The following is a 22235-nucleotide window of genomic DNA, read 5'->3' as shown; positions in this document are numbered from 1 at the left end:
TCAGTCGGCGGCCGGCTGCCAGTGCAGCCCGTAGGACCGGCCGGGCCTCAGGTCCCGGAAGACTCGCCGGACCTGTCCCGCCCTGTCGACCCCGACCGTCTGGGTCGCGCTCCCCGGGTCGGCTGCCTCGTGGGCAAAAGCACCGTCGACTACTCGAATCGGGTTCGGCAGACGCTCACGGTCAAACCTGACCTTGAGTTCGAATCTCCCGCAGGGGTAGATGGGCGTGCAGAGGTAGAACGGCGACATGACGGGCAGTCGCACTCGAAACCCGAACTCGTGTGTCTCGGAAAGATCGAGGACCCGGGGGAACTGGACGTCGAACACGACTCGTCGCGCCGTTACGAGTCGCGGCCGGCCCAGGCCCGCGCCAGACACTGCCCGCAGGTGCAGTGCAGCGGGATCGAGCGGGCCGGCCGAACCGACCGCGGGTACCGTGATGGAGTGCTCGATCCGGGCCAGCCCGGCATTATTACTCTGGATGGCTCTAATTTCAGTGACGTCAATGCCTGGTCCGTCGAGCAACAGCGTGACGCGCAGCGCCTCGGTCTGCCAGGGAGCGTCGTACGACTGTCCCGGCGGAGAGAGCTCCTCCGCGACCGCGAAATCGGCAAGCATGTCGAGCACCTCGTTGCTGTACCGCTGGAGGCTGCGGTTGCTGCGGTCGAGTTTCGGCTCCAACGCGGCAAGGCGGTTGAGGTAGCGCGCGTTCGGGAAGCTGCCGAAGCCGAGGGCGACCCTGGCAACCATGCTTCGCGGCGGGTCCAAGCGGCGCGTCAGGCGATCAAGGGCGGCGATGATCTTTTTCCTCGTCACGGCCGCAGACTCGGCGTCCGACACGCCAGAGATATGCCGCAGGCCGGGGCCGACCCCTTTAACCCATTCCTGCCCGTTGATCCCAAATCCCTTGCGCAGGGCTCTCAACTCGCCAGCCAGCGAAGCTGCACCGTCGCCTGGTCCATCTACCGGCGTGTTCACGCATCCACCCCTGGTTATCGGCTGCGGTGACGCATTGTACACCGCCGCCCCGGCGACGGCCGCGCCCACCAAATCGTTTCCATCCGTTTCAAATTTCAGGAAACAGCACAGGCCGAGCCCGGTTTCCCCAGCACCTAAGAACTGTCCACGAGAAACCACTGTTCATCGCTGACCCCTGTCGGCAGTATTGGTTCGTCCAGCGGGCCTCGCCCGACATTCATTCGATCACCGCCTTCCCAAAGGCGAATCAGTGGCGTTCAGCCGGGAAGGAAGAACCATGCACACGCACCTGATCGTTATCGTGTTGAGCCAGTTAATCGCCGTGCTCGGCTAGCACGTGGCCCGGCCCGTGGCGCGCACCACGGGCGACTCACCTCACCTTCAGGAAGGGAATCCGATTAATCGTGAGAGAATTCAGATCCGAATTGCGGAGAAGGCGCCAGGCGTGCGGGATGACGTTGACCGCGCTGGCCGAATCCGTCAGCATCTCCAAGGGACACCTCAGCAGAATCGAAAACGGCAGATCCCGACCTACTTCGCGAATCGTGCGACTCTGCGACGAGAGGCTCGACGCCAAGGGTGAGTTGGTCGCCCTGCTACCACAGGTATGCGACGAAGCTGCTGCCCGCCTGCCGCGCCCATCCGGTATGCCCGGCCCGCCGCACCTGTTCATCGGCCGCTCGGACGAGTTGGCTGCGCTGGCGTCGATGCTGGACGCGCAGGGGGCCGGCAGGGTGTGCGTGATCAGTGGGCTGGCGGGAGTGGGCAAGACAGCGCTCGCGCTGACGGCGGCACACGCGAATGCGGTGAACTTTCCTTACTGGCGCCTCTATGTCGACCTACGTGGCCACACTCCAGGCACAGCGCCGGCCACCTCCGGCGAGGCGGCGTACCGGCTACTGAGCCAGCTCAGGGTATCTCCCGACCAGATCCCCCCTGACGCCGAGGAACGGAGCAGCGCCCTTCGCATGATGCTCCGTGGCCTGCGCGCGCTGATCGTGCTGGACAACGTCGCGACCGCCGGACAGGTCCGGCCGCTGCTCGTCAACAGCCCGGACTGCCGATTCATCGTCACCAGCCGCAATCGGCTGGCCGCCCTCGACGAGGCCCATCACCTGCCCTTGGAAACGCTGCCCCAATCGGACGCCGTTGTCCTCTTCCGGGCGGTCGCCGGAGACAAGAGCTCGGAGGACAAAGCAGCGGTGACGGAGATCGTCCGTCGCTGTGGCACGTTGCCACTGGCGGTCCGAATAGCGGCGGCCAGGTTCGCCACCGGCAACTGGACCGCTGACAGATTCCTCGACCGGATCACCCGCGCGTCGAGCGTGCTGCCAGCGCTCAACGACGGTGAGCGCGACGTGGCCGCAGCGTTCCGCGTCTCCTTCCAGGAACTCGCCGCCGAAGATCGGCGAACCCTGGCTCTGCTGGCGGTCCACCCCTCGGGAGCCATCACGACCGGGGCCGCCGAGGCGCTGATGGGCGTACGCGAAGGAGACCTGGACTACGTCCTCGACCGTCTGCACAACGCCCACCTAGCGACCCGTGACCTGGCGGGCGATATTCACCTCCACGACCTCGTGCGGGCCTTCGCCGCGCGGGCAACACCGAAGAGTATCGACCAGCATGCGCGGCGAGAGGCCGTCCTCCGACTCGTGGACCATGCCCTGAGACTGGCCACGGCCGCTGACGAGATGCTGGAGCCGCATCGGTTCCGTAGGCGCCTCTACGCCCCGGCACCCAGCCGTCGCCCGTTCGTCGACACAGAGCAGGCGCTGGCCTGGCTGCGGGCGCGCTGGGGAACCCTTACGGCGATCGCCCTGATGGCCGATGGTGACCCTCGGTGCTGGCAGCTCGCCCTTGTTCTCCGGGCGTTCTTCTTCAGGGAGAAGTTGCACGAACCGTGGATCGCCACCCATGAGGCCGCGCTCGTCACCGCACGGGCACTGGGTGACCAGCTCGCCTCGGCAATGGTCCTCAACAACCTCGGGATGGCGCATCTGGAGCGAGGCTCGCTGGAGGAGGCAATGGACCATCACAGCGCCGCGCTGGCCGCCTTCGCCCAAGCCGGTGACCGCCATGGCGAGCTGGACGCGATCTCCAGTATCGCCTGGGTGCGCCTCTATCAGGGCGCGCCGGAGGATGCGGTGCACGGACTCAGCGTCGCGCTCGACGTCTACCGGCGTTCGGGGCGCACCCGCAACGCGGTCATCGCCCTCCGCGGGCTCGCCTTAGCGTCAGCGGCGCTCGATTGCCACGACGACGCCCTCGCGTATGCCCGCGAGGCGAAGGACCTCGCTCAGCTCCCCGTGGACGTGGTCATGTGCCTCAACTGCCTGGCCTGGGTCTGTTTTCGAGCTAACCAGCTCGGCGACGCCGATCGGCTGTACCGGAAGGCTGTTCAACAGGCCGAGCTGACCGGCAGCTCGTACGAGCGGACTCGGGCCCTGATCGGTCTGGGCAACATCGCCGCCCGTCGGGGCGAGGCGGCGCTGGCGGTCGCGCTCTGGAACAACGCGGACGAGTCACGGCTACTGGTGAACCCGGTCGTCGTGGGCGAGGGCGCGGCCCGCTCCTCGCTGGAGCCGATGGTCGAAACGACGAGCGCCCCCCGGGTGCGCGCCTGAGCGCCCGTGGTCCCCAGCACAGCCGCAGGACCCGGACACCATCGGGTCCTGCGGCTGGCGTCCGAATACCGCGGCGCATGCGGCGGCGAAGGCCCGAACGTGACCTTACGGATGGCTCCGTCGCCGTCCCGATCTTCGCGCAAGCCACACCGAACCAACCACCTCAGGCGCGGTGAGCTGGCTGGTGGCGTACAGGACGTGGGTTCTCCTGTAATTCGGTGGGCAGCGGCTATTCGGTGGGTAGCGGCCGTCCTCGGGCGTTACCGGGTAATCTGGCCAACCACCGCTTCACGCGACGGCGGCCATGTCACCGCCGTTGCCGGGTCGAGCGCAGGAGCCCTTCGGCTTCGGCAGTCTGCCGAATCTCCCCCTGGTCGACTACCGGACGACCTCCGCGCAGGTCGCCGTCGGCACACGCCTCGAACCGATTACTAACAAGATCGCCCACCGCATCACGTGATCACACATTCGATGTGGTGCGGTGCCTCGCCGACGGTCTCGTAGCCGGCAAACTTCGACGAGCCGGGCGGGCCAACGGGCTGACGCAGCCGCTACCACCAGGGAAATCACCTCGGAGAGAAACAAGATTTGCGGCTGCCCTGGCCATGCTCCGACCCTTGGAGTAGGCATCTCCAGGAGGCCAAAGACCTCCACGTCGTGAGACGATGTGAGACGCGAAGCCGGCGACATTAACAAGCATCGCTTGAAAATGCCGCCGACCTGCAACTTCAGGGTGGAGCCGAGGGGACTCGAACCCCTGACCCCCACACTGCCAGTGTGGTGCGCTACCAGCTGCGCCACGGCCCCTTGCGGTCGTCCCCGGTCGCCCGGGCACGGAGAGAACTATACACACGCCGCCCGGCATGGTCATCTCGCGGGGGTGATCCGCATCCGGCTCAGTTCAGCGCCACGTCCGGCGGGAAGTGGGCCACCGCCGCCGTCATGCCGCCCTGCCGCCGCAGCACCATCGGCCACAGATCATCCGGCCGGTCGACGAAGGCGTCACCGGGCAGGGCGTCGAACACGAACCAGGAGCCCTCCTCGATCTCGCGCTCCACCTGGCCGGCGCCCCAGCCGGAGTAGCCGGCGAACACCCGGATCCCGCCGACCGATTCGCGCAGCTTCTCCGGGTCGACCGAGAGGTCGATCGTGCCGACCGCGCCGGAGACGCGGTGGAAGCCTTTGACCGGCCGGACGGGGTGCCGCATCCGGGCCAGGCAGATGGCCGAGTCGGGCTGCACCGGACCGCCCTCGAACAGCACCGCCGGGTCGCGGGCCAGGTCGCTCCAGTCGCCGAGCACGTCGGCCACGGAGACCTCGGTGGCCCGGTTCAGCACCACCCCGAGAGCGCCGCCGGGTTCGTGGGCGACGAGCAGCACGACCGTACGGTCGAAGTTCGGATCCTTGAGCCCCGGTGTCGCGACCAGCAGTCGTCCGGTCATCGACTCCATGGCTCGGCCACCGATCGCCTGTCCCTCACCCTGCATGTCCGACACCCGTCAGCCGTGCGCCCGTACGGGCCCGAGGCCGTCGACCGTCCACCCTGTCAACGCCATGTCACGCACCATAGCCTGCGTCCGGCCCGCTGGTTAAGGTCTGACGGGCGGGTGATCACGACGGATCGAGGGAGGGCCGGATGGCGGCGCAGGCCGAACTGGCGGTGATCGGCGGGTCGGGGCTCTACGCCCTGCTCGACGGGGTGGAGCACGTGGTGGACACCCCGTACGGCGAGCCGTCGGGCCCGGTCACAGTCGCCGAGGTGGGCGGTCGCCGGGTGGCGTTCCTGCCCCGGCACGGGCGCGATCACCGGTACCCGCCGCACCTGATCCCCTACCGGGCCAACCTGTGGGCGCTGCGGTCGCTGGGCGTACGCCAGGTGCTGGCACCGTGCGCGGTGGGTGGCCTGCGGCCGGAGCTTGGCCCGGGGACGTTCGTGGTGCCGGATCAGTTGATCGACCGCACCAGCGGGCGGGCGCAGACGTACTACGACAGAGGCGCTGTGCACGTGTCGTTCGCCGACCCGTACTGCCCGGCCGGGCGGCGCACGCTGCTGGACACGGCGGCCGGTCGGGGCGTGCCGGCGGTGGACGGCGGGACCGTCGTCGTGGTCGAGGGGCCGCGCTTCTCGACCCGGGCGGAGTCGCGCTGGTTCACCTCGATGGGCGGCACGATCGTCAACATGACCGGCCACCCGGAGGCGGTGCTGGCCCGCGAGCTGGCCCTCTGCTACACGTCGATCGCGCTGGTGACGGACCTGGACGCGGGCGTCGAGGCGGGCGAGTCGGTCACCCACGAGGAGGTGTTCCGGGTCTTCGCGGAGAACACTGACCGGCTGCGCGGGCTGCTGCTGGACGCCGTGGCCGCGCTGCCCGCCGAGCGGGAGTGCGAGTGCGGGAGCGCCCTGGACGGGATCGAGCTGCCGTTCCCGCTGCCCTGAGCGCGGGAAGCGCCCGAAAAGTCGCCTTCAGCCCGATAGATTCGGGTGGTCGGGAGACTGGGCACCGGGCCGGCTCCGGCACCCGCGTGCGGAACGGAGGCAGCCGGCGATGGCGACGGTGCGCGAGGCGACCTACGACCTGCTGCGCGGCCTCGGCCTGACCACTGTCTTCGGCAACCCCGGCTCGACCGAGGAGCCGTTCCTCCAGGAGTTCCCGGCCGACTTCCACTACGTGCACGCGCTCCAGGAGGCGTCGGCGGTCGCGATGGCGGACGGCTACGCCCAGGGCACCGGCCGGCCCGCGCACGTCAACCTGCACACCGCGCCGGGCACCGGCAACGGCATGGGCAACCTGGTCACCGCCTGGCACAACCGGACCCCGCTGATCGTCAGCGCCGGCCAGCAGACCCGCGAGATGCTGCTGATCGAGCCGCGCCTGGCCAGCCCCCGGGCGGTCGAGCTGGCCCAGCCGTACGTCAAGTGGGCCCACGAGCCGGCCCGCGCGCAGGACATCCCGGCGGCCTTCATGCGGGCGTACGCCTCGGCGGTGCAACCGCCCGCCGGGCCGGTGTTCCTCTCCCTGCCGATGGACGACTGGGACCGCCCGGCCGACCCGCCGCCGCAGGTGCGTACCGTCGCCACCCGGATCGCGCCGGACCCGGACCGGCTGCGGACGTTCGCCGAGGCGCTGGCCGCCGCCCACGCCCCGGCGCTGGTGCTCGGCGCGGCGGTGGACCGGTCGGACGCCTGGCCGGAGGCGGTAGCGCTGGCCGAGCACCTGGCCGCCCCGGTCTGGGCCGCCCCGGCGCCGGAGCGGGCAGTGTTCCCGGAGCGGCATCCGCACTTCCGGGGCGTGCTGCCGTACGCGATCGGGCCGCTGTCGGAGGCGTTGCGCGGCCACGACGTGGTGCTGGTGGTGGGCGCGCCGGTGTTCCGCTACTACCCGCACGTGCCGGGCGACTACCTGCCCGGTGACGCGCGGCTGCTGCACGTCACCGACGATCCGGACGAGGCGGCCCGCGCCCCGGTCGGGGAGAGCCTGCTCGGCCACGCCGGGTTGACCATGGCCGCGCTGCGCGAGCTGCTGCCGCCGGCCGACCGGGCGGCGCCGTCACCGCGCCCGCAGCCGGCCCCGCCCGAGCCGGCCGACCCGCCGAGCGCCGACGCGCTGTTCGCCGCGCTGGCGGACGCGTGGCCGGCGGACGGGGTGCTGGTGCAGGAGTCGCCGTCCAACCTGGCCGCGCTGCGCCGCCGGCTGCCGGTCGAGCGGCCGCGCTCGTACCTGACGATGGCCAGCGGCGGCCTCGGCTTCGGGCTGCCGGCGGCGGTCGGCATGGCGCTCGCCGAACGCGACACCGGGCGTGGCCGCCCGGTGGTAGCGGTGGTCGGCGACGGCTCGTTCCACTACTCGGTCCAGGCGTTGTGGACGGCGGCGCGGCTGCGGCTGCCGCTCGCCGTCGTGGTCCCGGTGAATCAGCAGTACGCGATCCTGAAGGCGTTCGCCGAGCTGAAGCACACCCCCGGCGTGCCCGCGCTGGACCTGCCCGGGCTGGACGTGACGGCGGTGGCGCACGGCTACGGCTGCGCCGGTGAGGTGACCACGCCGGACGGGCTCGGCGCGGCGCTCGCCACAGCGCTCGACGCGGACCGGCCGACGGTGCTGCCGGTGCCGATCAGCACCGACGTGCCACGAATCCTGTGAGCCTCAGCCGGGCCGGACGGTCAGCGGGGCGCCACTGGCGGCATCCAGCACGGCCCGGCCGCCGAGCGGCGCGCCGAGCGTGACGCTCACCGGCTTCATCACGAGCTGCGCGGTGCACGGGCCGGTGGGCGAGACGACGGCGCCACCGATCACCACCACGTCCGGCCGTTCCAGCACCAGCGGCGTGGGCGGACCGTCGCAGGCGCCGACGCCGAGCAGGTAGTCGATGCGGTCGCCCTCGACCGCCCGCAGCTGCTGCGCGGACACCAGGCCCGCCGGGAGCGGCCCGGCAGGCACCGCGCCGCCGGGGGCCCGGCCGGTCACGCGCGGTGCGACAGCGACCCGCGCCACGGGTACGGCCAGCTCGTCCACTGTGAACAGCCAGGCGGGCACCTCGGCGCGTCCCCGGCTGGTCCACACCGGTGCGGTGCCCAGCCGTACCCCGGTCACGGTGAGCGCGACGCACGGCGTCGGTGCCGAGGTCGACACCGGGTCGTCCGGGCCGGGCCGGCCGGTCGGTGCCGGGTCCGGTGCGGCCGGGCGTCCGTCGCAGGGCGGCGGGTCGCCCTGGTGCAGTTCGGCGTACGCGTCGGCGGCGCTGGCCAGCGGCACCCGCAGCGTGCCGTCGGGGAACCGGATCGTGCCGTCCTTCGGCACGTCGGCCGGCATCGGGATCTGGTCCCGGTACCAGCCGGCGCCGAACGCCGTCTTCGTCTCCTCGGTGAAGCCCGGGTCACCGGTGAGCACTGTGGCGTCCTGGAGCGGCACGTACCCGTCGCGCCAGCCCGGCCCGGGCCGCCAGCCCGCCGCCACCTCCTCGGCCCGCTCGGTGAACGCGGGCCGCTGGTCCGAGCCGGCGGGCGGGGCCGTCCCCGGATCGGCGCCGGGCGTGGCGCAGGCGGAGAGGGCCAGCAGCGGGATCCCGAGCAGGGCGAGTACGCGACGCATACGGGTTTGGACGCCTGCCCGTCCCGGCCGGTTCCCCCAGGCTCAGTCCTCGCCGCCGAGGTCGGCCTGGTACGCCTCCCAGAGCAGGTCGGCGCCGTGCCGCCGGTGCCGGTCGAGCGCGCGGACCAGGTCGCGCGTGCGCGCCCGCACCTCCGCGGCGGACACCCCGGGCAGGCGTACGGAGTGCTGGAGCGCCGCGAGCGCCGCACTGATCGCGGCGTGCTCGCCGACCAGCAGGCGTACGCCCCGGTCCAGCCGTGGCGCGGCGCGCACCAGGTCGGCGTAGTGCCCACCCGCTCCCTCGGTGACGCGGACGTGTTCGGTGAAGCCCCGCCGGACGGGGTCCAGATCGGTGAGAAGTCGCTCCCGCCAGCGCGGCCCGGTGGCCGGTGCCCGCCCGAGGGCGCGCAGGTCACCGACGGCGCTCGGGAGCACTGCGGTCGGCTGCTGGATCGGACTGGTGACCATGGGACACCTCCCGCTGCTGGGTGCGAACCCGTATGGCGATGGTGGACCCGGTTCGGGGGCCTGTCCAGCGGTCGGTGCCGCCTCATCTGCCTCTCCGGCACCACCGGCCCCAGCCGCCCCGGCCGCCCCGCAGGCTGCGGAGACGACGGGCCGCGGAGACGACTGTGCGCCCCGGTCCGGGTGGACCGGGGCGCACAGGCCGTGTGGTGGAGGTGCCGGGAATCGAACCCGGGTCCTTCGCCGGTTTGTCAGGGCTTCTCCGAGCGCAGCTCGCTATGCCTCTACTCGGCCCCACCGCTCACGCGAGCAAGTTGGTGTGACGGGCCCAGTCGCTGATTGATCTCGCCGCACGGACCCCGCGACCGGGTCCGATTGGCCAGCCTTCTAGCTGATGCCGGCTAACTGGGTCGAAGGCGCTCCCAGGCCGACAGACTTGCTACTCGCCTCAGGCGGCGAGAGCGAAGTCAGCGCGATTGTTCTTGGCGCTTATTGGTTTCCGACGACCGATTCTCGAGACGACGTCGGCTTCCTCGGCTCGCTTCCCCTGTCGCTGCGTACGAAGTCGAAACCAGTCACCCCCTCGAAGCGCTGCCCCTGTCGGCAGCACACCAAGCCTAACGCCTGGCGCAACCGGTTTCATCCCGAGGCCCGCTCGACGCGGGCTACCGGACGAACCGGACGTATCACTCAGCCATGCCCTTGCCGCGCCGGCCCACCGCCCGGGCGATCTCCCGGTCGGCGTCCCGCTTGGCGAGGTCCTGACGCTTGTCGTACGACTTCTTACCCCGCGCCAGGCCGATCTCCACCTTGGCCCAGCCGTCGGAGAAGTAGACCTGCAGCGGCACCAGCGTCAGGCCGCTCTCCTTGAGCTTGCCCAGCAGCCGGTCGATCTCCAGCCGGTTGAGCAGCAGCTTGCGGGTACGCCGGGGCTCGTGGTTGGTCCAGGTGCCCTGCGCGTACTCCGGGATGTGCATGGCGTGCAGGTAGATCTCGCCGTCGCGCTCCTGGGCGAACGCGTCCACGAGCGACGCCCGCCCGGCCCGCAGCGACTTGACCTCGGTGCCGGTCAGCGCCATGCCCGCCTCGTACGTGTCGAGGATGGCGTAGTCGTGACGTGCCTTCTTGTTGGAGGCGACCACCTTGCGACCCTTTTCCCGTGGCATCGGCGCCACCCCCTTCCTGATCGACTCACCGGCCACCGGCCGGCGAGCGGAGATCATGCTACCGGAACCACAAGGGCCCTTCCGCGCCGTTTATTCCGGCGCGGAAGGGCCCTCGGTGAGCCGTACGAGGTGACTAGACCCGCAGGTAGAAGCGGAGCGTGACCCAGGCGGTGACCGCGCTGACCACGCCACCGACGGCGGCCATCAGCGGGAAGGTCAGGAAGATCTCGGACCAGGAGATCGGGGTGATGAGGCCCTCCAGGGCCGCCATCGAGCTGCCCGCCGCCAGCAGCTTCACCGCGATCAAGGCGAGCAGGCCCAGGATGGAGCCGAACAGACCGGCCACCACCGCCTCCAGCACGAACGGCGCCTGGATGAACCAGTTCGACGCGCCGACGAGCTTCATGACCGCGACCTCACGCCGCTTGCTGTACGCGGCGACCTGGATGGTGTTCGCGACGAGCAGCAGGGCGGCGACGGCCATCACGATGGCGACCGCGAGCGCGCCGTTCTGGAAGCCGCTGAGCACGCCGAAGACCTTGTCGAGCAGCTTGCTCTGGTCGACGATCGTGTCGATGCCCTCGGTGGCCTTGTACTTGTCGTAAATCGCCTTGTACTGCTCCGGGTCGTTCAGCTTGACCCGGTACGACTCGGGAAGCTGGTCCGGCTTGACGGCGCTGACCAGGTCCGGGGCGTCGGCGTACATCTGCTGGAAGCGCTCGTACGCCTGCTCCTTGTTGACGTACGTCGAGTCCTTGACCAGCGGGTCCTGGTCGAGCTGCTGACCCAGCGCGTCGACCTGTTCCTTGGTGGCATCGGTCTTCAGGAAGATCGAGACCTCGACGTTCTCGTAGTAGAGGTCCTTCATGTCGCCGACCTTCTGGTAGAGAAGGCCGCTGCCGCCCAGCATGAACAGCGACACCGCCATTGTGATGATCATGGCGATGGTCATCGTGACGTTGCGCCACAGCCCGACCAGTACTTCGGACAGGACGTACTTCATCCGCATCGGGATATTCCTCCGGCTCTCCGGCGTGAGGTTTCGTCGTCAGGGTCTACGGAACGTCGTCCGGCTCAGCCGTAGACGCCGCGGGCCTGGTCGCGCACGATGCGGCCGCTCTCGATCTCGATGACCCGGCGCCGCATCTGGTTCACGATGTTGGAGTCGTGCGTGACCATCACGACGGTCGTACCGGTGCGGTTGATCCGGTCCAGCAGGCGCATGATCTCGATCGAGGTGTCCGGGTCCAGGTTTCCGGTCGGCTCGTCGGCCAGCAGGATCAGCGGCCGGTTGACGAACGCCCGGGCCACCGCGACACGCTGCTGCTCACCACCGGATAGCTCGTGCGGGTAGCGGTGCTCCTTGCCGCCGAGACCGACCAGCTCCAGCACCTCCGGCACGACCCGGCGGGCGACCGCCTTCGTCTTACCGATCACCTCCAGCGCGAACGCCACGTTCTCGTACGCGGTGCGGTTCGGCAGCAACCGGAAGTCCTGGAAGACGCAGCCGATGGAACGCCGGAAGTGGGGTCGCTTCCAGGAACGCATCGAGGTGACGTCCTTGCCGTTGACGACGACCCGGCCCTTGTTGGGCGTGACCTCGTGCAGCAGCAACTTGATGATGGTGGACTTGCCGGAGCCGGATGGACCGATGAAGAAGACGAACTCGCCCTTCTCGATGGAGACGGACACGTTGTCGAGCGAAGGCCGGGACGCCTTCGGGTACGTCTTCGTCACTTGCTCAAGCTGAATCACGGGTCGGTAGTCTACGCGGTGTAACCGCAGAGCCAAGCCCCACGCCCCGCCGAAGCGCTGCGCGTCATCGATTCACCCGGTCAGCCCGAGATCGACGACGCGCTGCGTCCGACCGTGATCACGCACCGTCAGCGGTTAGCTGCTGCTGCTTCCGCCAGCGGATTCCCGCCTCGATGAAGCTGTCCAGCTCGCCGTCGAAGACCGAGGACGGATTGCCCGTCTCCTGTTCGGTACGCAGATCCTTCACCATCTGATACGGGTGCAGGACGTACGACCGCATCTGGTCGCCCCACGAGCCGGCGGCGTCGGTCTTCAGGCCCGCCATCTTGGCCTGCTCCTCCTGCCGCATGCGCTCCAGCAGCCGGGCCTGGAGCACCCGCAGCGCGGACGCCTTGTTCTGGAGCTGGGACTTCTCGTTCTGGCAGGTCACCACGATGCCGGTGGGGATGTGGGTGATCCGGACCGCCGAGTCGGTCGTGTTGACGCTCTGCCCGCCCGGGCCGGAGGACCGGTAGACGTCGATCCGCATCTCGTTCTCGGGGATGTCGATGTGGTCGGTCTGCTCCACGACCGGCAGCACCTCGACACCGGCGAAGCTGGTCTGCCGGCGACCCTGGTTGTCGAAGGGGCTGATCCGCACCAGCCGGTGCGTGCCGGACTCCACGCTGAGCGTGCCGTAGGCGTACGGCACCTTCACCGTGAAGGTGGCCGACTTCAGGCCCGCCTCCTCGGCGTACGAGGTCTCGTAGACCTCGGTCGGGTAGCCGTGCCGCTCGGCCCAGCGCAGGTACATCCGCAGCAGCATCTCGGCGAAGTCGGCGGCGTCCACGCCACCGGCGCCGGCCCGGATCGCGACGAGCGCCTCCCGCGAGTCGTACTCGCCGGAGAGCAGCGTGCGGACCTCCATCTCCTGGATGGCCTTGGTCAGCCCGGCGATCTCCGTCTCGACCTCGGTCAGCACGCCCGGGTCGTCCTCGGCCTGTGCCAGCTCCAGCAGCACCCCGGCGTCGTCGAGCCGGGAGCGCAGGTCACCGAGCTTGGTGATCTCGCCGTTGACGTATGACAGCTGCGACGTCACCTGCTGCGCCTTGGCCTGGTCGTCCCAGAGGTCGGGCGCGGAGGCCTCCTGCTCCAGCCGGGCCTTCTGCTCGCGCAGCTTGTCGAGGTCGAGCACAGCCTCGATGTTGCGGAGCGTGGCGTCGAGGTCCTTGAGCTGTTCGGCGTAATCGGCAGCGGTCACGACAGACAAGACTACCGGCGGGTGCGAGGAGTGAGCTTGCGAGCCCCGCAGTCACGCGCGAAAAGTCTGCGCTGCGCGTGCGAGGAGTGAGCTTGCGAGCCCCGCAGTCACGCGCGGAAGGTCTGCGCTGCCCGGTCCAGCGGGTCCGCCGGAGGTGGTCAGCCGACCGGCGCGGTCTTCAGCCAGGACAGCGCCGCCTTGTGGTAGGCGACGGCGAACTCCAGCGCGCTGGCGTCGTAGCTGTCGCCTTCCTTCTTGGCGTTCTTGACCTGCTCCCGCACCGCCGCCAGCGCCTCGGTGTGGTACTCGTTCGCCGTCGCGTACAGGCTCTTGAGCTGGCTCGACGAGTGCAGGTCACCGAACGCCATCCGTAGCGCTATCGGGTTACGGATGGTGTCCTTGCCGGGATTCTCTGCCAGCCAGCGGGAGAACGTCCGTTTCCCGGCCGCCGTCAGCGCGTACGGCTGGCTCATCCGCGGCCCGGGCTTGCCGAGACGCACCAGACCCTTCTCGGCCAGGACCGGCAACTCCCGGTAGACCTGACTGCGGGTCATCGACCAGTACGGCGCCAGCCGGCGCTCGGCGGCGGCCATCAACTGGCCGCCAGTCATCGGGCCGTCGTGCAGCAGACCGAGCAGAGCTGCTGCCGTCGGGTTGACTCCGGATTCCGCCATGCCCTCTAAGCTGCCACTTTGTCGGCTCTGGCGTCCAGGATTTGCTCATTTCGACACTCGATGACGGGTCCGATGTGCACTGTCGGATGAGGAAGAGGGCCCACCCCGGCCGGGACGGGCCCTCTCGGAGCGCCTCAGCCCATGTGCGAGTAGACGTGATCGGTCGGCGGGACGAACGTCTCCTTGATCGTCCGCGGCGACATCCAGCGGACCAGGTTGTGCCAGGAGCCCGCCTTGTCGTTGGTGCCGCTGGCCCGGGCGCCGCCGAACGGCTGCTGCCCGACCACCGCGCCGGTCGGCTTGTCGTTGATGTAGAAGTTGCCCGCGGCGTACCGCATCTTCTCCGCCACCTGGTCGACCACCCGGCGGTCGGTCGCGAAGATCGACCCGGTCAGCGCGTACGGCGCGATCGACTCGGCCTGGGTGACCACCTCGTCGAAGCGGGCGTCGTCGAAGACGTGCACGCCGAGGATCGGCCCGAAGTACTCGGTGGTGAACGTCTCGTGCGCGGCGTCGGAGCACTCGAACAGCGTCGGCCGGACGAAGTAGCCGACCGAGTCGTCGGCGGTGCCGCCGGCCAGGATGCGACAGGAGTCGTCGCCCTTGATCAGCTCCAGCGCGGCGGTGTGCCGGCCGAACGCCTTGTCGTCGATCACCGCGCCGCCGAAGTTGCTGAAGTCGGTCACGTCGCCGTAGGTCAGCGAGTCGGCGGTGGCGGCGAGCCGGTCGCGCAGCCCGCCCTCCCAGATCGACCGCGGGACGTACGCCCGGGAGGCGGCCGAGCACTTCTGGCCCTGGTACTCGTAGGCGCCCCGGATCAGCGCGGTGTGCAGCGCGTCCACGTCGGCGCTGGGGTGCGCGACGACGAAGTCCTTACCGCCGGTCTCGCCGACCAGCCTGGGGTAACCCCGGTAGCGGGCGATGTTGTCGCCGACGGTCTTCCACAGGTGCTGGAACACCTTGGTCGAGCCGGTGAAGTGGATGCCTGCGAGGTCCGGATCGGCCAGCGCCACCTCGGAGACCTCCTCGCCGCGCCCGGTGACCATGTTGATCACACCGGGCGGCAGGCCGGCGGCCTCGAACAGGCGCATGGTGAAGTGCGCCGCGAGCTGCTGCGTCGGGGACGGCTTCCAGACCACCGTGTTGCCGAGCATGGCCGGCGCGGACGGCAGGTTGCCGGCGATCGCGGTGAAGTTGAACGGGGTGATCGCGTAGACGAACCCCTCCAGCGGCCGGTGGTCGAGGCGGTTCCAGACCCCGGGCGAGGACAGCGGCTGCTCGGCCAGGAGCCGCCGGGCGAAGTGCACGTTGAACCGGAGGAAGTCGATCAGCTCGCAGGCCGAGTCGATCTCCGCCTGGACGGCGGTCTTGGACTGGCCGAGCATGGTGGCCGCGTTGAGCGTGTCCCGCCAGGGGCCGGCGAGCAGGTCGGCGGCGCGCAGGAAGATCGCGGCCCGCTCCTCGAACGGGAGCGCCCGCCACATCCCAGCGGCGTCCTTGGCGGCCTGGACCGCGGCGCGGGCGTCGTCGTGGGTGGCGTGCCCGGTGACGCCGAGGACGTGCGCGTGCTTGTGCGGCTGCACCACGTCGATCGACGCGCCGCCGGCCATCCGGCGCTCGCCGGCGATCGTCATCGGCAGCTCGATCCGCTCGGCGGCCAGTTCGGCCAGCCGCCGCTGGAGCCGTTCCCGGTCGGCGCTGCCGGGCTCGTAGGTGTGGACCGGCTCGTTGAGCGGCTCGGGTACGGAGAACACGGCGTCCATCACAGGCTCCTGGCGATCTCGACGGCGACGGCGAAACCGGACCCGCGGGCGCCGGCCGGCGGCCGGACGCCGGACACCGCGGGGTCAGCGGCGGCGGGACCTGGCCCGATTCTGTCACGACAAGCCCGCTCCGGACGCGCCTCCCCGGCACACCGGACGGCCGGGCCGTCTCCGGACCGTCGGCCCCAACCCACCCGATTCCGACGAAACATCGGACCACGACTCCCTTTGTCGTCGATTCGTCGGGATGCCACCCGGGCGTTGGTCCGCACCCTCGGGGAGGTGGCGGTGTCCGAGCCTCCGGATGGCACCACCTCCCCGAGCTGCGGTGGACCAATGCGCAGGCCCCGCCCGGGAGGGCGGGCACGTCCCGGCTCGCGGACGTCACCACACCGGCGAACCGCAGCCGATCAAGGTGCGGACGGCACACGGCCCGCCCGAGGAGCGACAGCGCGCCGCGTACGCTGGATGATCGGTGACCTGCCCGGCCCGGCGCGGGGAGATCGTGCGACCGTCGAAGGGAAGACGATGAGCAACCAGCCCGGCGGCTCCACGGCCGCGGAGACGGACCAGCCCGAGGCCGTCGAGCCGACCACGGGCGAGGCGACGGCTGCCGAGGCGACGGCCGGCTCCGACGACGGGCCGTCCGGCGAGGCGGGCACGGACGACGCGGCAGCCGGGCACGAGGCAGGCGCCGACGAGGCCGTGTCCACCGGCGGGCGCCCGGAGTTCGCGCCGGGCGCGATAGTGCTCGCCCTGGTCTCGACCGGATGGCTGGCGGCCATGCTCTGGTCCACCCGCGAGGCGATCCACTCCACGGCTGCCGGCGTCACCGCGATCAGCCTCTCCGCGTACGCGCTGCCCGGCGTCATCACCGCGGCGCTGGTCACCGGCGCCACAGTGGCCCTGCTCGCGACCAACCGGCTGGGCCGCGCCACGCTGCGCTTCCTGGCCGCCGTCGGCACCGGCCTCCTGGTCGGGCTCGTCACCGCGGTGGCGATCAACCTGACGTACACGGACAACGCCACCACGAACACCATCGCCGGAACCGCGGCGGCGGCAGCGATCATCGGTGGGGCGACGGCCGGTGCGCGCCAGGCCCGGGTGGTGGGGGCGATCACGCTCGCCACGCTCACCGCGCAGATCTTCGTGGTGCTGTTCAGCCGCGCCCGCGACCCGCTCTCCGACCTGTTCGGCGCCGGGGAGACCCAGCAGTCGGTGCTCGACGCCGCGAAGTGGGTGTCGCGTACCGAATCGCTGCTCGCCGGGCTGCTCGCCGGCCTGGCCGCGTACCTCTATCTGACCTGGTCCCGGCGTCGGGCGGAGCGCCGCGACGGCGTGGCGTCGCCGCTGCGCTGGCCGGCCTACCTGGTGGCCGGGGCGGGCGCGGGCCTGCTCCTGCTGCTCACCGAGGTGATCATCCGGATCGGCGGCCGTGGGCTGCTCGACCTGGCCGCCGCGCTCAGCGAGGCCGACGAGGTGGCGCAGACCGCGCTGGGCACCTCGCGGGTGGACAACGGGATCTGGGTGCTGTTCGTCGGCGCGCTGACCACGCTCATCGTCTTCGGGCGCACGCTCGGGCCGCGCCCGGTGGACGACGACGAGGACGAGCCGGCGGCCTGAACCGCCGCGCCGTCAGCCCGCCTCGCGCAGCAGCAGGTCCAGCTCGGTCACGTCGTACCACTCCAGTTCGTGGTCCTCGGCGCCGTCGACTGTGAACTGGGCGTCCGGGTCACCGGCCTGGGCCTCCACCACGACGTCGACGGCGGCGGCCACGTCCTCGACCGCGTCCGCGCCGTCCACGTGCAGCGCGGCGACCGACTTCACGGGTACCGGTCCGACCGGCCGGACCACGCTCGATCCCAGCTCGCCGTCGGCCCGGCCGACCGCACGGGCCGGCAGGTCGGCCGAGACCACCACCCGCCGCCGGGGCGCGGCGGGGTCGTGCCGGAGCAGGAGCAGCGCGTCCTGGGCGGCCCGGGTGAAGGCCACGTACTCCAGCTCATCCTCGTCGCCCTCGGCGTACCACTCGCGCAGCTCCGGGGTCACGGCGTGCGCCGCCTCGGCGCTCAGCCCCTCCTCGCGCAGCCGGGCGAGCATGGGAACGGTCGCCGGCAGGTACACCCGGACAAGCTCGTCGGTCACGGGTCACTCCCACACTCAGGCCGATCGTCGGCGGACGCCGACTCCGGGCGCCGATCATGCCGTACGCCGAGACCGTCATACACCCGGCACCCGCGCGGGTGAAGTCTCCCGCCGGTGTGTCTCCCGAACGGGCTCGCGGCGATGTCACCAGGTAGTGGCAAACTGAAGCAAACGCAATCAACCCCGGGAGTCACACCGTGGAGTCGAGGTTCCTGCTGCTGTCCGACGTCGCCGCCGAGCTGAACGTCTCGGACTCGCAGGTCTACCACATGGTCCGCAGCGGCGAGCTGCCCGCGATCAAGATCGGTGGCCGGGGGCAGTGGCGGGTCGAGCGCGCCCGGCTGGAGGAATACATCGAGCGCAAGTACGCCGAGACCGCCGAATGGGTACGCGGCAACCCGCTCGGCGAGCGCGACGAGGAGTGATCGCCCGAGGACCGTGGGCCATTGACGGCGGTCGTCCCCGTCCGGGAAGATGAGGATCTGTCGGAGGCAAACGAAGGCAAACGCAAGGATTCGAGATGGTCGACACCCGCCGTCCCCGCGCACCCCGCCCGCCGGTCCGTCTCCGGCCCGCGCCGCCGCTCGACCCGCCGTGCACCGACGAGGAACCGCTCTGGAGTCCCGTCGGTCAGCTCACGCTCGACCTGGCCGACCCGCGTCCCCGTCCCGCCGCACGCCCCGCCGGCCGCGCGCCGGACCCGGCGCCCGCCTGGCCCCGCTGGTCCGGCGCGCAGGCGTCGGCCCTCGCCTCCGCCACACCCGAGGGGGCGCGGGCGGCGCACCGGTTCGTGCGCACCTTCCTGGAGATCGTCAACGGCTTCCGCCCACCCGGTCAGCTCCGGCCGCTCTGCCTGCCCGAGTCGGCCGGTCCGGTGGCAGCCGAGCTGACCCGCGCGGCCCGCCGGGTGACACCGGTCCGCCGCCGTACCGCCCGGCCGGCGCTGCTGCTGCGACGTCTGCGGGTCTGCGAGCCCCGTGCGGGCGCGGTCGAGGCCACCGCCGTGTTCGCCGGCGCCGGAGGCGCGAGCTGGGCGGTCGCGGTACGCCTGGAACGCCGCCGAGGCACCTGGCTGTGCCTCGTCCTGGAAGTCCTTTGAGCCCGGGTCGTCGCCTCCCCGACCTGGCTCGACGCGCCGCGGCCACCCGCGCCGATCTGCGAGCGGGCGTAGGCTCCCGGCTCCCGGCTCATGAATCGGGCACGATGAGGGCCGAAACTGCAAGATCGCGGGGGCAGGTAGGGCGGGCGGGGACGGCGACGGGCCCCGGCCGGAAGGCTGGGGCCCGTCGGGGGCGCTTGTTCGGGGTCAGTTGCCGCCGTTGGGGGAGCCGTGGCAGCGCTTGTACTTGCGGCCCGAGCCACACGGGCAGGGCGCGTTACGGGACGGGCCCTCGCCACCGTCGACCTGGCCCGGCGCGGCCCGCCGGGCGGTGCTCGCGGCGACCGCCTGGCCGCTCGCCCCGGCCGGCGCACGGCGCGGCGTGGAGGCGGCCGGACGCTCCGAGGACTGCTGGCCGATACCGAGCGCCGGCGCCTGCTGCTCGGGCCGCTCGATAACCGGGGCACCCCGGCCGGCCTCACCGTCCACGGCGGGCGCGGAGTATTGCAGGCCCTGCTGCTGCGGCGCGCGGTTGAGACCCTTGGCCCGGATCTCCACCGGCTTGTCCAGCAGCTGCACCTCCTCGGCCTCCGGCTCCGCCTCCTCGACCTGGACGTCCAGGTTGTAGAGGAAGCCGACCGTCTCCTCCTTGATGCCGTCCATCATGGTGGCGAACATGTCGAAGCCCTCGCGCTGGTACTCGATGACCGGGTCGCGCTGGGCGTACGCCCGCAGGCTGATGCCCTCCTGGAGGTAGTCCATCTCGTAGAGGTGCTCGCGCCACTTACGGTCGATCACCTGGAGCAGGACCATGCGCTCGAGCTGGCGCACCGCCTCCTCGCCGAGGCTCTCCTCACGCCTGTCGTACGCGGCGTGCGCGTCCTCCTTCAGGCGGGCGAGCAGGAAGTCCTGGTCGATGCCCGAGCGGGAACCGACCTCCTCCTCCAGCTCCTCGACGGTGATCCCCACCGGGTAGAGCTGCTTCAGGCTCGACCAGAGCTGGTCGAGGTCCCAGTCCTCGGCGTAGCCGTCGCTCGTCGCGCCGACCACGTACGCGGTCACCACGTCGTCGATCATGTTGCGGACCTGGTCGGACAGGTCCTCGCCGTTGAGCACCCGGAGGCGCTCGGCGTAGATCACCTGGCGCTGCTTGTTGAGCACCTCGTCGTACTTGAGGACGTTCTTGCGGATCTCGGCGTTCTGGCCCTCGATCTGGGCCTGCGCGCTCTTGATCTGGCGGGTGACCATCTTCGACTCGATGGGCACGTCCTCCGGGATGTTGAAGCGCTCCATCACGGCTTCCACCGCGCCGGCCCGGAAGCGCTTCATCAGCTCGTCCTGGAGCGACAGGTAGAAGCGGGACTCGCCCGGGTCACCCTGCCGGCCGGCACGACCACGCAGCTGGTTGTCGATCCGGCGGGACTCGTGCCGCTCGGTGCCCAGCACGTAGAGCCCACCGGCGGCGGCGACCTCCTCCGCCTCGGCGTCGCACGCCTGCTTCCAGGTCGGGAGGATCTCCTCCATCGCCTTGGCGTACTCGTCCGGCTGCTCGACCGGGTCGAGCCCGCGCTGGCGCAGCTCGTTCGCGGCGAGGAACTCGGGGTTACCGCCGAGCAGGATGTCCGTACCGCGGCCGGCCATGTTCGTCGCGACGGTGACCGCGCCCTTGCGCCCGGCCTGCGCGACGATCTCCGCCTCCTTGGCGTGGAACTTCGCGTTCAGCACCGAGTGCGGGATGCCGCGGCGGCGCAGCATGTGCGACAGGATCTCGGAGTTCTCCACCGAGACGGTGCCGACCAGCACCGGCTGGCCCTGCTCGTGGCGCTCGGCGATGTCCTCGACGACGGCGTTGAACTTGGCCTTCTCCGTCTTGTAGATGACGTCGGGCCGGTCGAGCCGGACCATCGGCCGGTGCGTCGGGATGGTCACGACGCCGACCTTGTAGACCTTGTTGAACTCGCCCGCCTCGGTCTGGGCGGTACCGGTCATGCCGGAGAGCTTGTCGTAGAGGCGGAAGTAGTTCTGGAGGGTGATGGTGGCGAGCGTCTGGTTCTCCTGCTTGATCTCCACCCCCTCCTTGGCCTCGATCGCCTGGTGCATGCCCTCGTTGTAGCGGCGGCCGTGCAGGATGCGGCCGGTGAACTCGTCGACGATCAGGACCTCGCCGTCGTTGACGATGTAGTCCTTGTCGCGCTTGTAGAGCTCCTTGGCCTTGATCGCGTTGTTCAGGTAGCCGACCAGCGGGGTGTTCACCGACTCGTACAGGTTGTCGATGCCGAGGCGGTCCTCCACCTTGGCCACGCCGCGCTCGGTGATCGCGATGGTGCGCTTGGCGTAGTCGACCTCGTAGTCGCCCTCGCCGTCGGTGCCGGGCTGGAGCCGGGCCACCACGGCGGCGAACTCCTGGTACCACCGGGCGGAGTGCTCGGCCGGACCGGAGATGATCAGCGGGGTACGCGCCTCGTCGATCAGGATCGAGTCGACCTCGTCGACCACGGCGAAGAAGTGGCCGCGCTGGACCAGCTCGTCCTTCGACCAGGCCATGTTGTCGCGCAGGTAGTCGAAGCCGAACTCGTTGTTCGTGCCGTAGGTGATGTCGCACTCGTAGGCCGCGCGGTGCTCGGTGGCGGGCCGGTTCGGCAGCACCACGCCGACGCGCAGGCCCAGGAACTCGTGCACCCGGCCCATCCAGGCGGCGTCGCGCTCGGCCAGGTAGTCGTTCACCGTGACCACGTGCACGCCCTTGCCGGCGAGCGCGTTCAGGTAGACCGGCATGACCGAGGTGAGCGTCTTGCCCTCACCGGTCTTCATCTCGGCGATGTTGCCGAAGTGCAGCGCCGCGCCACCCATCACCTGGACGTCGTAGGGGCGCTGGCCGAGCACCCGCGAGGCGGCCTCCCGGCACACCGCGAACGCCTCGGGCAGCAGGTCGTCGAGGGTCTCGCCATCCTCGAGCCGCTCCTTGAACTGGTCGGTCATGCCGCGCAGCTCGTCGTCGCTGAGGTTGACGTAGTCGTCCTCGATCGAGTTGACGGCGGCCGCGATGGCCTTCAGCCGACGCACCATGCGGCCCTCGCCGGCGCGAAGGACCTTTTCCAGAATCGACACGGATCAACGCTCCCCTAGACGGTCTCGAACCATCGTAGGCGCTCCGGCGCGACGATGGTCACTGGTGGCGGCGGTCCGGGCTCCGGAAACCGACATAACGCCGCGACCGCGCGCCACCGGTCGCTAATCGG

At 70.5% G+C, this 22235-nt stretch carries 18 protein-coding genes, 1 tRNA gene and 1 other RNA gene; 6 read left to right on the top strand and 14 right to left on the bottom strand.

Going from position 1 to position 22235, the window contains the following annotated elements; genetic code table 11:
* Window positions 1-978 (bottom strand): hypothetical protein, encoded by a 978-nt coding sequence (locus O7622_RS09240; protein ID WP_282312883.1) that lies wholly within the window; start codon window positions 976-978, stop codon window positions 1-3.
* 404 nt (window positions 979-1382) lie between these two features.
* Between O7622_RS09240 and O7622_RS09235 the strand changes: the two genes are divergently transcribed.
* Window positions 1383-3602: a helix-turn-helix domain-containing protein gene (locus O7622_RS09235; protein ID WP_282312882.1), complete on the top strand. Its 2220-nt coding sequence runs from the start codon at window positions 1383-1385 to the stop codon at window positions 3600-3602.
* 734 nt (window positions 3603-4336) lie between these two features.
* Here the strand turns inward: O7622_RS09235 and O7622_RS09230 are convergent.
* Together O7622_RS09230 and O7622_RS09225 are read right to left on the bottom strand one after the other, a co-directional pair.
* A tRNA-Ala gene (locus O7622_RS09230) sits at window positions 4337-4409 on the bottom strand.
* Window positions 4410-4498: 89 nt separating this feature from the next.
* On the bottom strand, window positions 4499-5089 hold the full coding sequence (locus tag O7622_RS09225; RefSeq protein ID WP_282312881.1) for a YqgE/AlgH family protein: 591 nt from the start codon (window positions 5087-5089) through the stop codon (window positions 4499-4501).
* A gap of 149 nt (window positions 5090-5238) precedes the next feature.
* Here O7622_RS09225 and O7622_RS09220 point away from each other — a divergent pair, with 149 nt between their 5' ends.
* Together O7622_RS09220 and mdlC are read left to right on the top strand one after the other, a co-directional pair.
* Entirely contained in the window at window positions 5239-6039 is an 801-nt protein-coding gene (locus O7622_RS09220) for an S-methyl-5'-thioadenosine phosphorylase (protein ID WP_282312879.1), read from the top strand.
* Between the two features lie 109 nt (window positions 6040-6148).
* A complete protein-coding gene (gene mdlC, locus O7622_RS09215) occupies window positions 6149-7741 on the top strand; it encodes a benzoylformate decarboxylase (protein WP_282312877.1) in 1593 nt (530 codons plus the stop codon).
* A gap of 3 nt (window positions 7742-7744) precedes the next feature.
* Here the strand turns inward: mdlC and O7622_RS09210 are convergent, their stop codons facing one another.
* The 9 genes from O7622_RS09210 to pruA all read right to left on the bottom strand — a co-directional run bounded on the left by O7622_RS09210 (window position 7745) and on the right by pruA (window position 15752).
* Window positions 7745-8689, bottom strand: coding sequence for a hypothetical protein (locus O7622_RS09210; RefSeq protein ID WP_282312875.1), 945 nt, complete (start codon window positions 8687-8689; stop codon window positions 7745-7747).
* A 42-nt stretch (window positions 8690-8731) separates the two neighbouring features.
* Window positions 8732-9157, bottom strand: a complete 426-nt coding sequence (locus O7622_RS09205; protein WP_282312873.1) for a hypothetical protein — start codon at window positions 9155-9157, stop codon at window positions 8732-8734.
* A 204-nt stretch (window positions 9158-9361) separates the two neighbouring features.
* Window positions 9362-9737, bottom strand: a transfer-messenger RNA (tmRNA) gene (ssrA, locus tag O7622_RS09200).
* Window positions 9738-9840: 103 nt separating this feature from the next.
* Window positions 9841-10320, bottom strand: coding sequence for an SsrA-binding protein SmpB (gene smpB / locus O7622_RS09195; protein WP_013284227.1), 480 nt, complete (start codon window positions 10318-10320; stop codon window positions 9841-9843).
* A 133-nt stretch (window positions 10321-10453) separates the two neighbouring features.
* Window positions 10454-11329: a permease-like cell division protein FtsX gene (gene ftsX / locus O7622_RS09190; protein WP_282312867.1), complete on the bottom strand. Its 876-nt coding sequence runs from the start codon at window positions 11327-11329 to the stop codon at window positions 10454-10456.
* 65 nt (window positions 11330-11394) lie between these two features.
* Window positions 11395-12075: a cell division ATP-binding protein FtsE gene (ftsE, locus tag O7622_RS09185; protein WP_013284225.1), complete on the bottom strand. Its 681-nt coding sequence runs from the start codon at window positions 12073-12075 to the stop codon at window positions 11395-11397.
* Between the two features lie 118 nt (window positions 12076-12193).
* Entirely contained in the window at window positions 12194-13315 is a 1122-nt protein-coding gene (prfB, locus tag O7622_RS09180) for a peptide chain release factor 2 (RefSeq protein ID WP_282312865.1), read from the bottom strand.
* Between the two features lie 158 nt (window positions 13316-13473).
* Complete coding sequence (locus tag O7622_RS09175) at window positions 13474-13989, bottom strand: PadR family transcriptional regulator (protein ID WP_282312864.1); 516 nt, start codon at window positions 13987-13989, stop codon at window positions 13474-13476.
* 134 nt (window positions 13990-14123) lie between these two features.
* Entirely contained in the window at window positions 14124-15752 is a 1629-nt protein-coding gene (gene pruA, locus O7622_RS09170; protein WP_282312863.1) for an L-glutamate gamma-semialdehyde dehydrogenase, read from the bottom strand.
* A gap of 528 nt (window positions 15753-16280) precedes the next feature.
* Between pruA and O7622_RS09165 the strand changes: the two genes are divergently transcribed.
* Entirely contained in the window at window positions 16281-17375 is a 1095-nt protein-coding gene (locus tag O7622_RS09165) for a hypothetical protein (protein WP_282312862.1), read from the top strand.
* Window positions 17376-17387: 12 nt separating this feature from the next.
* Here O7622_RS09165 and O7622_RS09160 read toward each other — a convergent pair whose 3' ends face one another.
* A complete protein-coding gene (locus O7622_RS09160) occupies window positions 17388-17897 on the bottom strand; it encodes a hypothetical protein (RefSeq protein WP_282312860.1) in 510 nt (169 codons plus the stop codon).
* 197 nt (window positions 17898-18094) lie between these two features.
* Here O7622_RS09160 and O7622_RS09155 point away from each other — a divergent pair, with 197 nt between their 5' ends.
* Both O7622_RS09155 and O7622_RS09150 read left to right on the top strand, forming a co-directional pair.
* Window positions 18095-18322 carry a helix-turn-helix domain-containing protein gene (locus tag O7622_RS09155; RefSeq protein ID WP_013474124.1) on the top strand — a complete coding sequence of 76 codons (228 nt, stop codon included), beginning with the start codon at window positions 18095-18097 and terminating at the stop codon, window positions 18320-18322.
* A gap of 95 nt (window positions 18323-18417) precedes the next feature.
* The gene (locus O7622_RS09150; protein ID WP_282312857.1) at window positions 18418-18996 is read left to right on the top strand and encodes an Rv3235 family protein; all 579 of its coding nucleotides are present in this window, start codon (window positions 18418-18420) and stop codon (window positions 18994-18996) included.
* Between the two features lie 207 nt (window positions 18997-19203).
* Here O7622_RS09150 and secA read toward each other — a convergent pair whose 3' ends face one another.
* A complete protein-coding gene (gene secA, locus O7622_RS09145) occupies window positions 19204-22104 on the bottom strand; it encodes a preprotein translocase subunit SecA (protein ID WP_282312855.1) in 2901 nt (966 codons plus the stop codon).
* Between the last annotated feature and the right edge of the window lie 131 nt (window positions 22105-22235).

It is taken from the genome of Micromonospora sp. WMMD1076, from assembly GCF_029581475.1.
GTDB classification, from domain to species: Bacteria; Actinomycetota; Actinomycetes; order Mycobacteriales; family Micromonosporaceae; genus Micromonospora; species Micromonospora aurantiaca.
Note: the sequence above shows the minus strand (reverse complement) of the source record. Positions and strands in the feature narration are given on the sequence as shown.

Excerpts from the sequence above, each read along its gene's own strand:
- O7622_RS09225 (WP_282312881.1), bottom strand. The coding sequence starts at position 5,089 with ATGCAGGGTGAGGGACAGGCGATCGGTGGCCGAGCCATGGAGTCGATG.
- O7622_RS09220 (WP_282312879.1), top strand. The coding sequence starts at position 5,239 with ATGGCGGCGCAGGCCGAACTGGCGGTGATCGGCGGGTCGGGGCTCTAC.
- mdlC (WP_282312877.1), top strand. The coding sequence starts at position 6,149 with ATGGCGACGGTGCGCGAGGCGACCTACGACCTGCTGCGCGGCCTCGGC.
- O7622_RS09210 (WP_282312875.1), bottom strand. The coding sequence starts at position 8,689 with ATGCGTCGCGTACTCGCCCTGCTCGGGATCCCGCTGCTGGCCCTCTCC.
- O7622_RS09205 (WP_282312873.1), bottom strand. The coding sequence starts at position 9,157 with ATGGTCACCAGTCCGATCCAGCAGCCGACCGCAGTGCTCCCGAGCGCC.
- smpB (WP_013284227.1), bottom strand. The coding sequence starts at position 10,320 with ATGCCACGGGAAAAGGGTCGCAAGGTGGTCGCCTCCAACAAGAAGGCA.
- ftsX (WP_282312867.1), bottom strand. The coding sequence starts at position 11,329 with ATGCGGATGAAGTACGTCCTGTCCGAAGTACTGGTCGGGCTGTGGCGC.
- O7622_RS09175 (WP_282312864.1), bottom strand. The coding sequence starts at position 13,989 with ATGGCGGAATCCGGAGTCAACCCGACGGCAGCAGCTCTGCTCGGTCTG.
- pruA (WP_282312863.1), bottom strand. The coding sequence starts at position 15,752 with ATGGACGCCGTGTTCTCCGTACCCGAGCCGCTCAACGAGCCGGTCCAC.
- O7622_RS09165 (WP_282312862.1), top strand. The coding sequence starts at position 16,281 with ATGAGCAACCAGCCCGGCGGCTCCACGGCCGCGGAGACGGACCAGCCC.
- O7622_RS09150 (WP_282312857.1), top strand. The coding sequence starts at position 18,418 with ATGGTCGACACCCGCCGTCCCCGCGCACCCCGCCCGCCGGTCCGTCTC.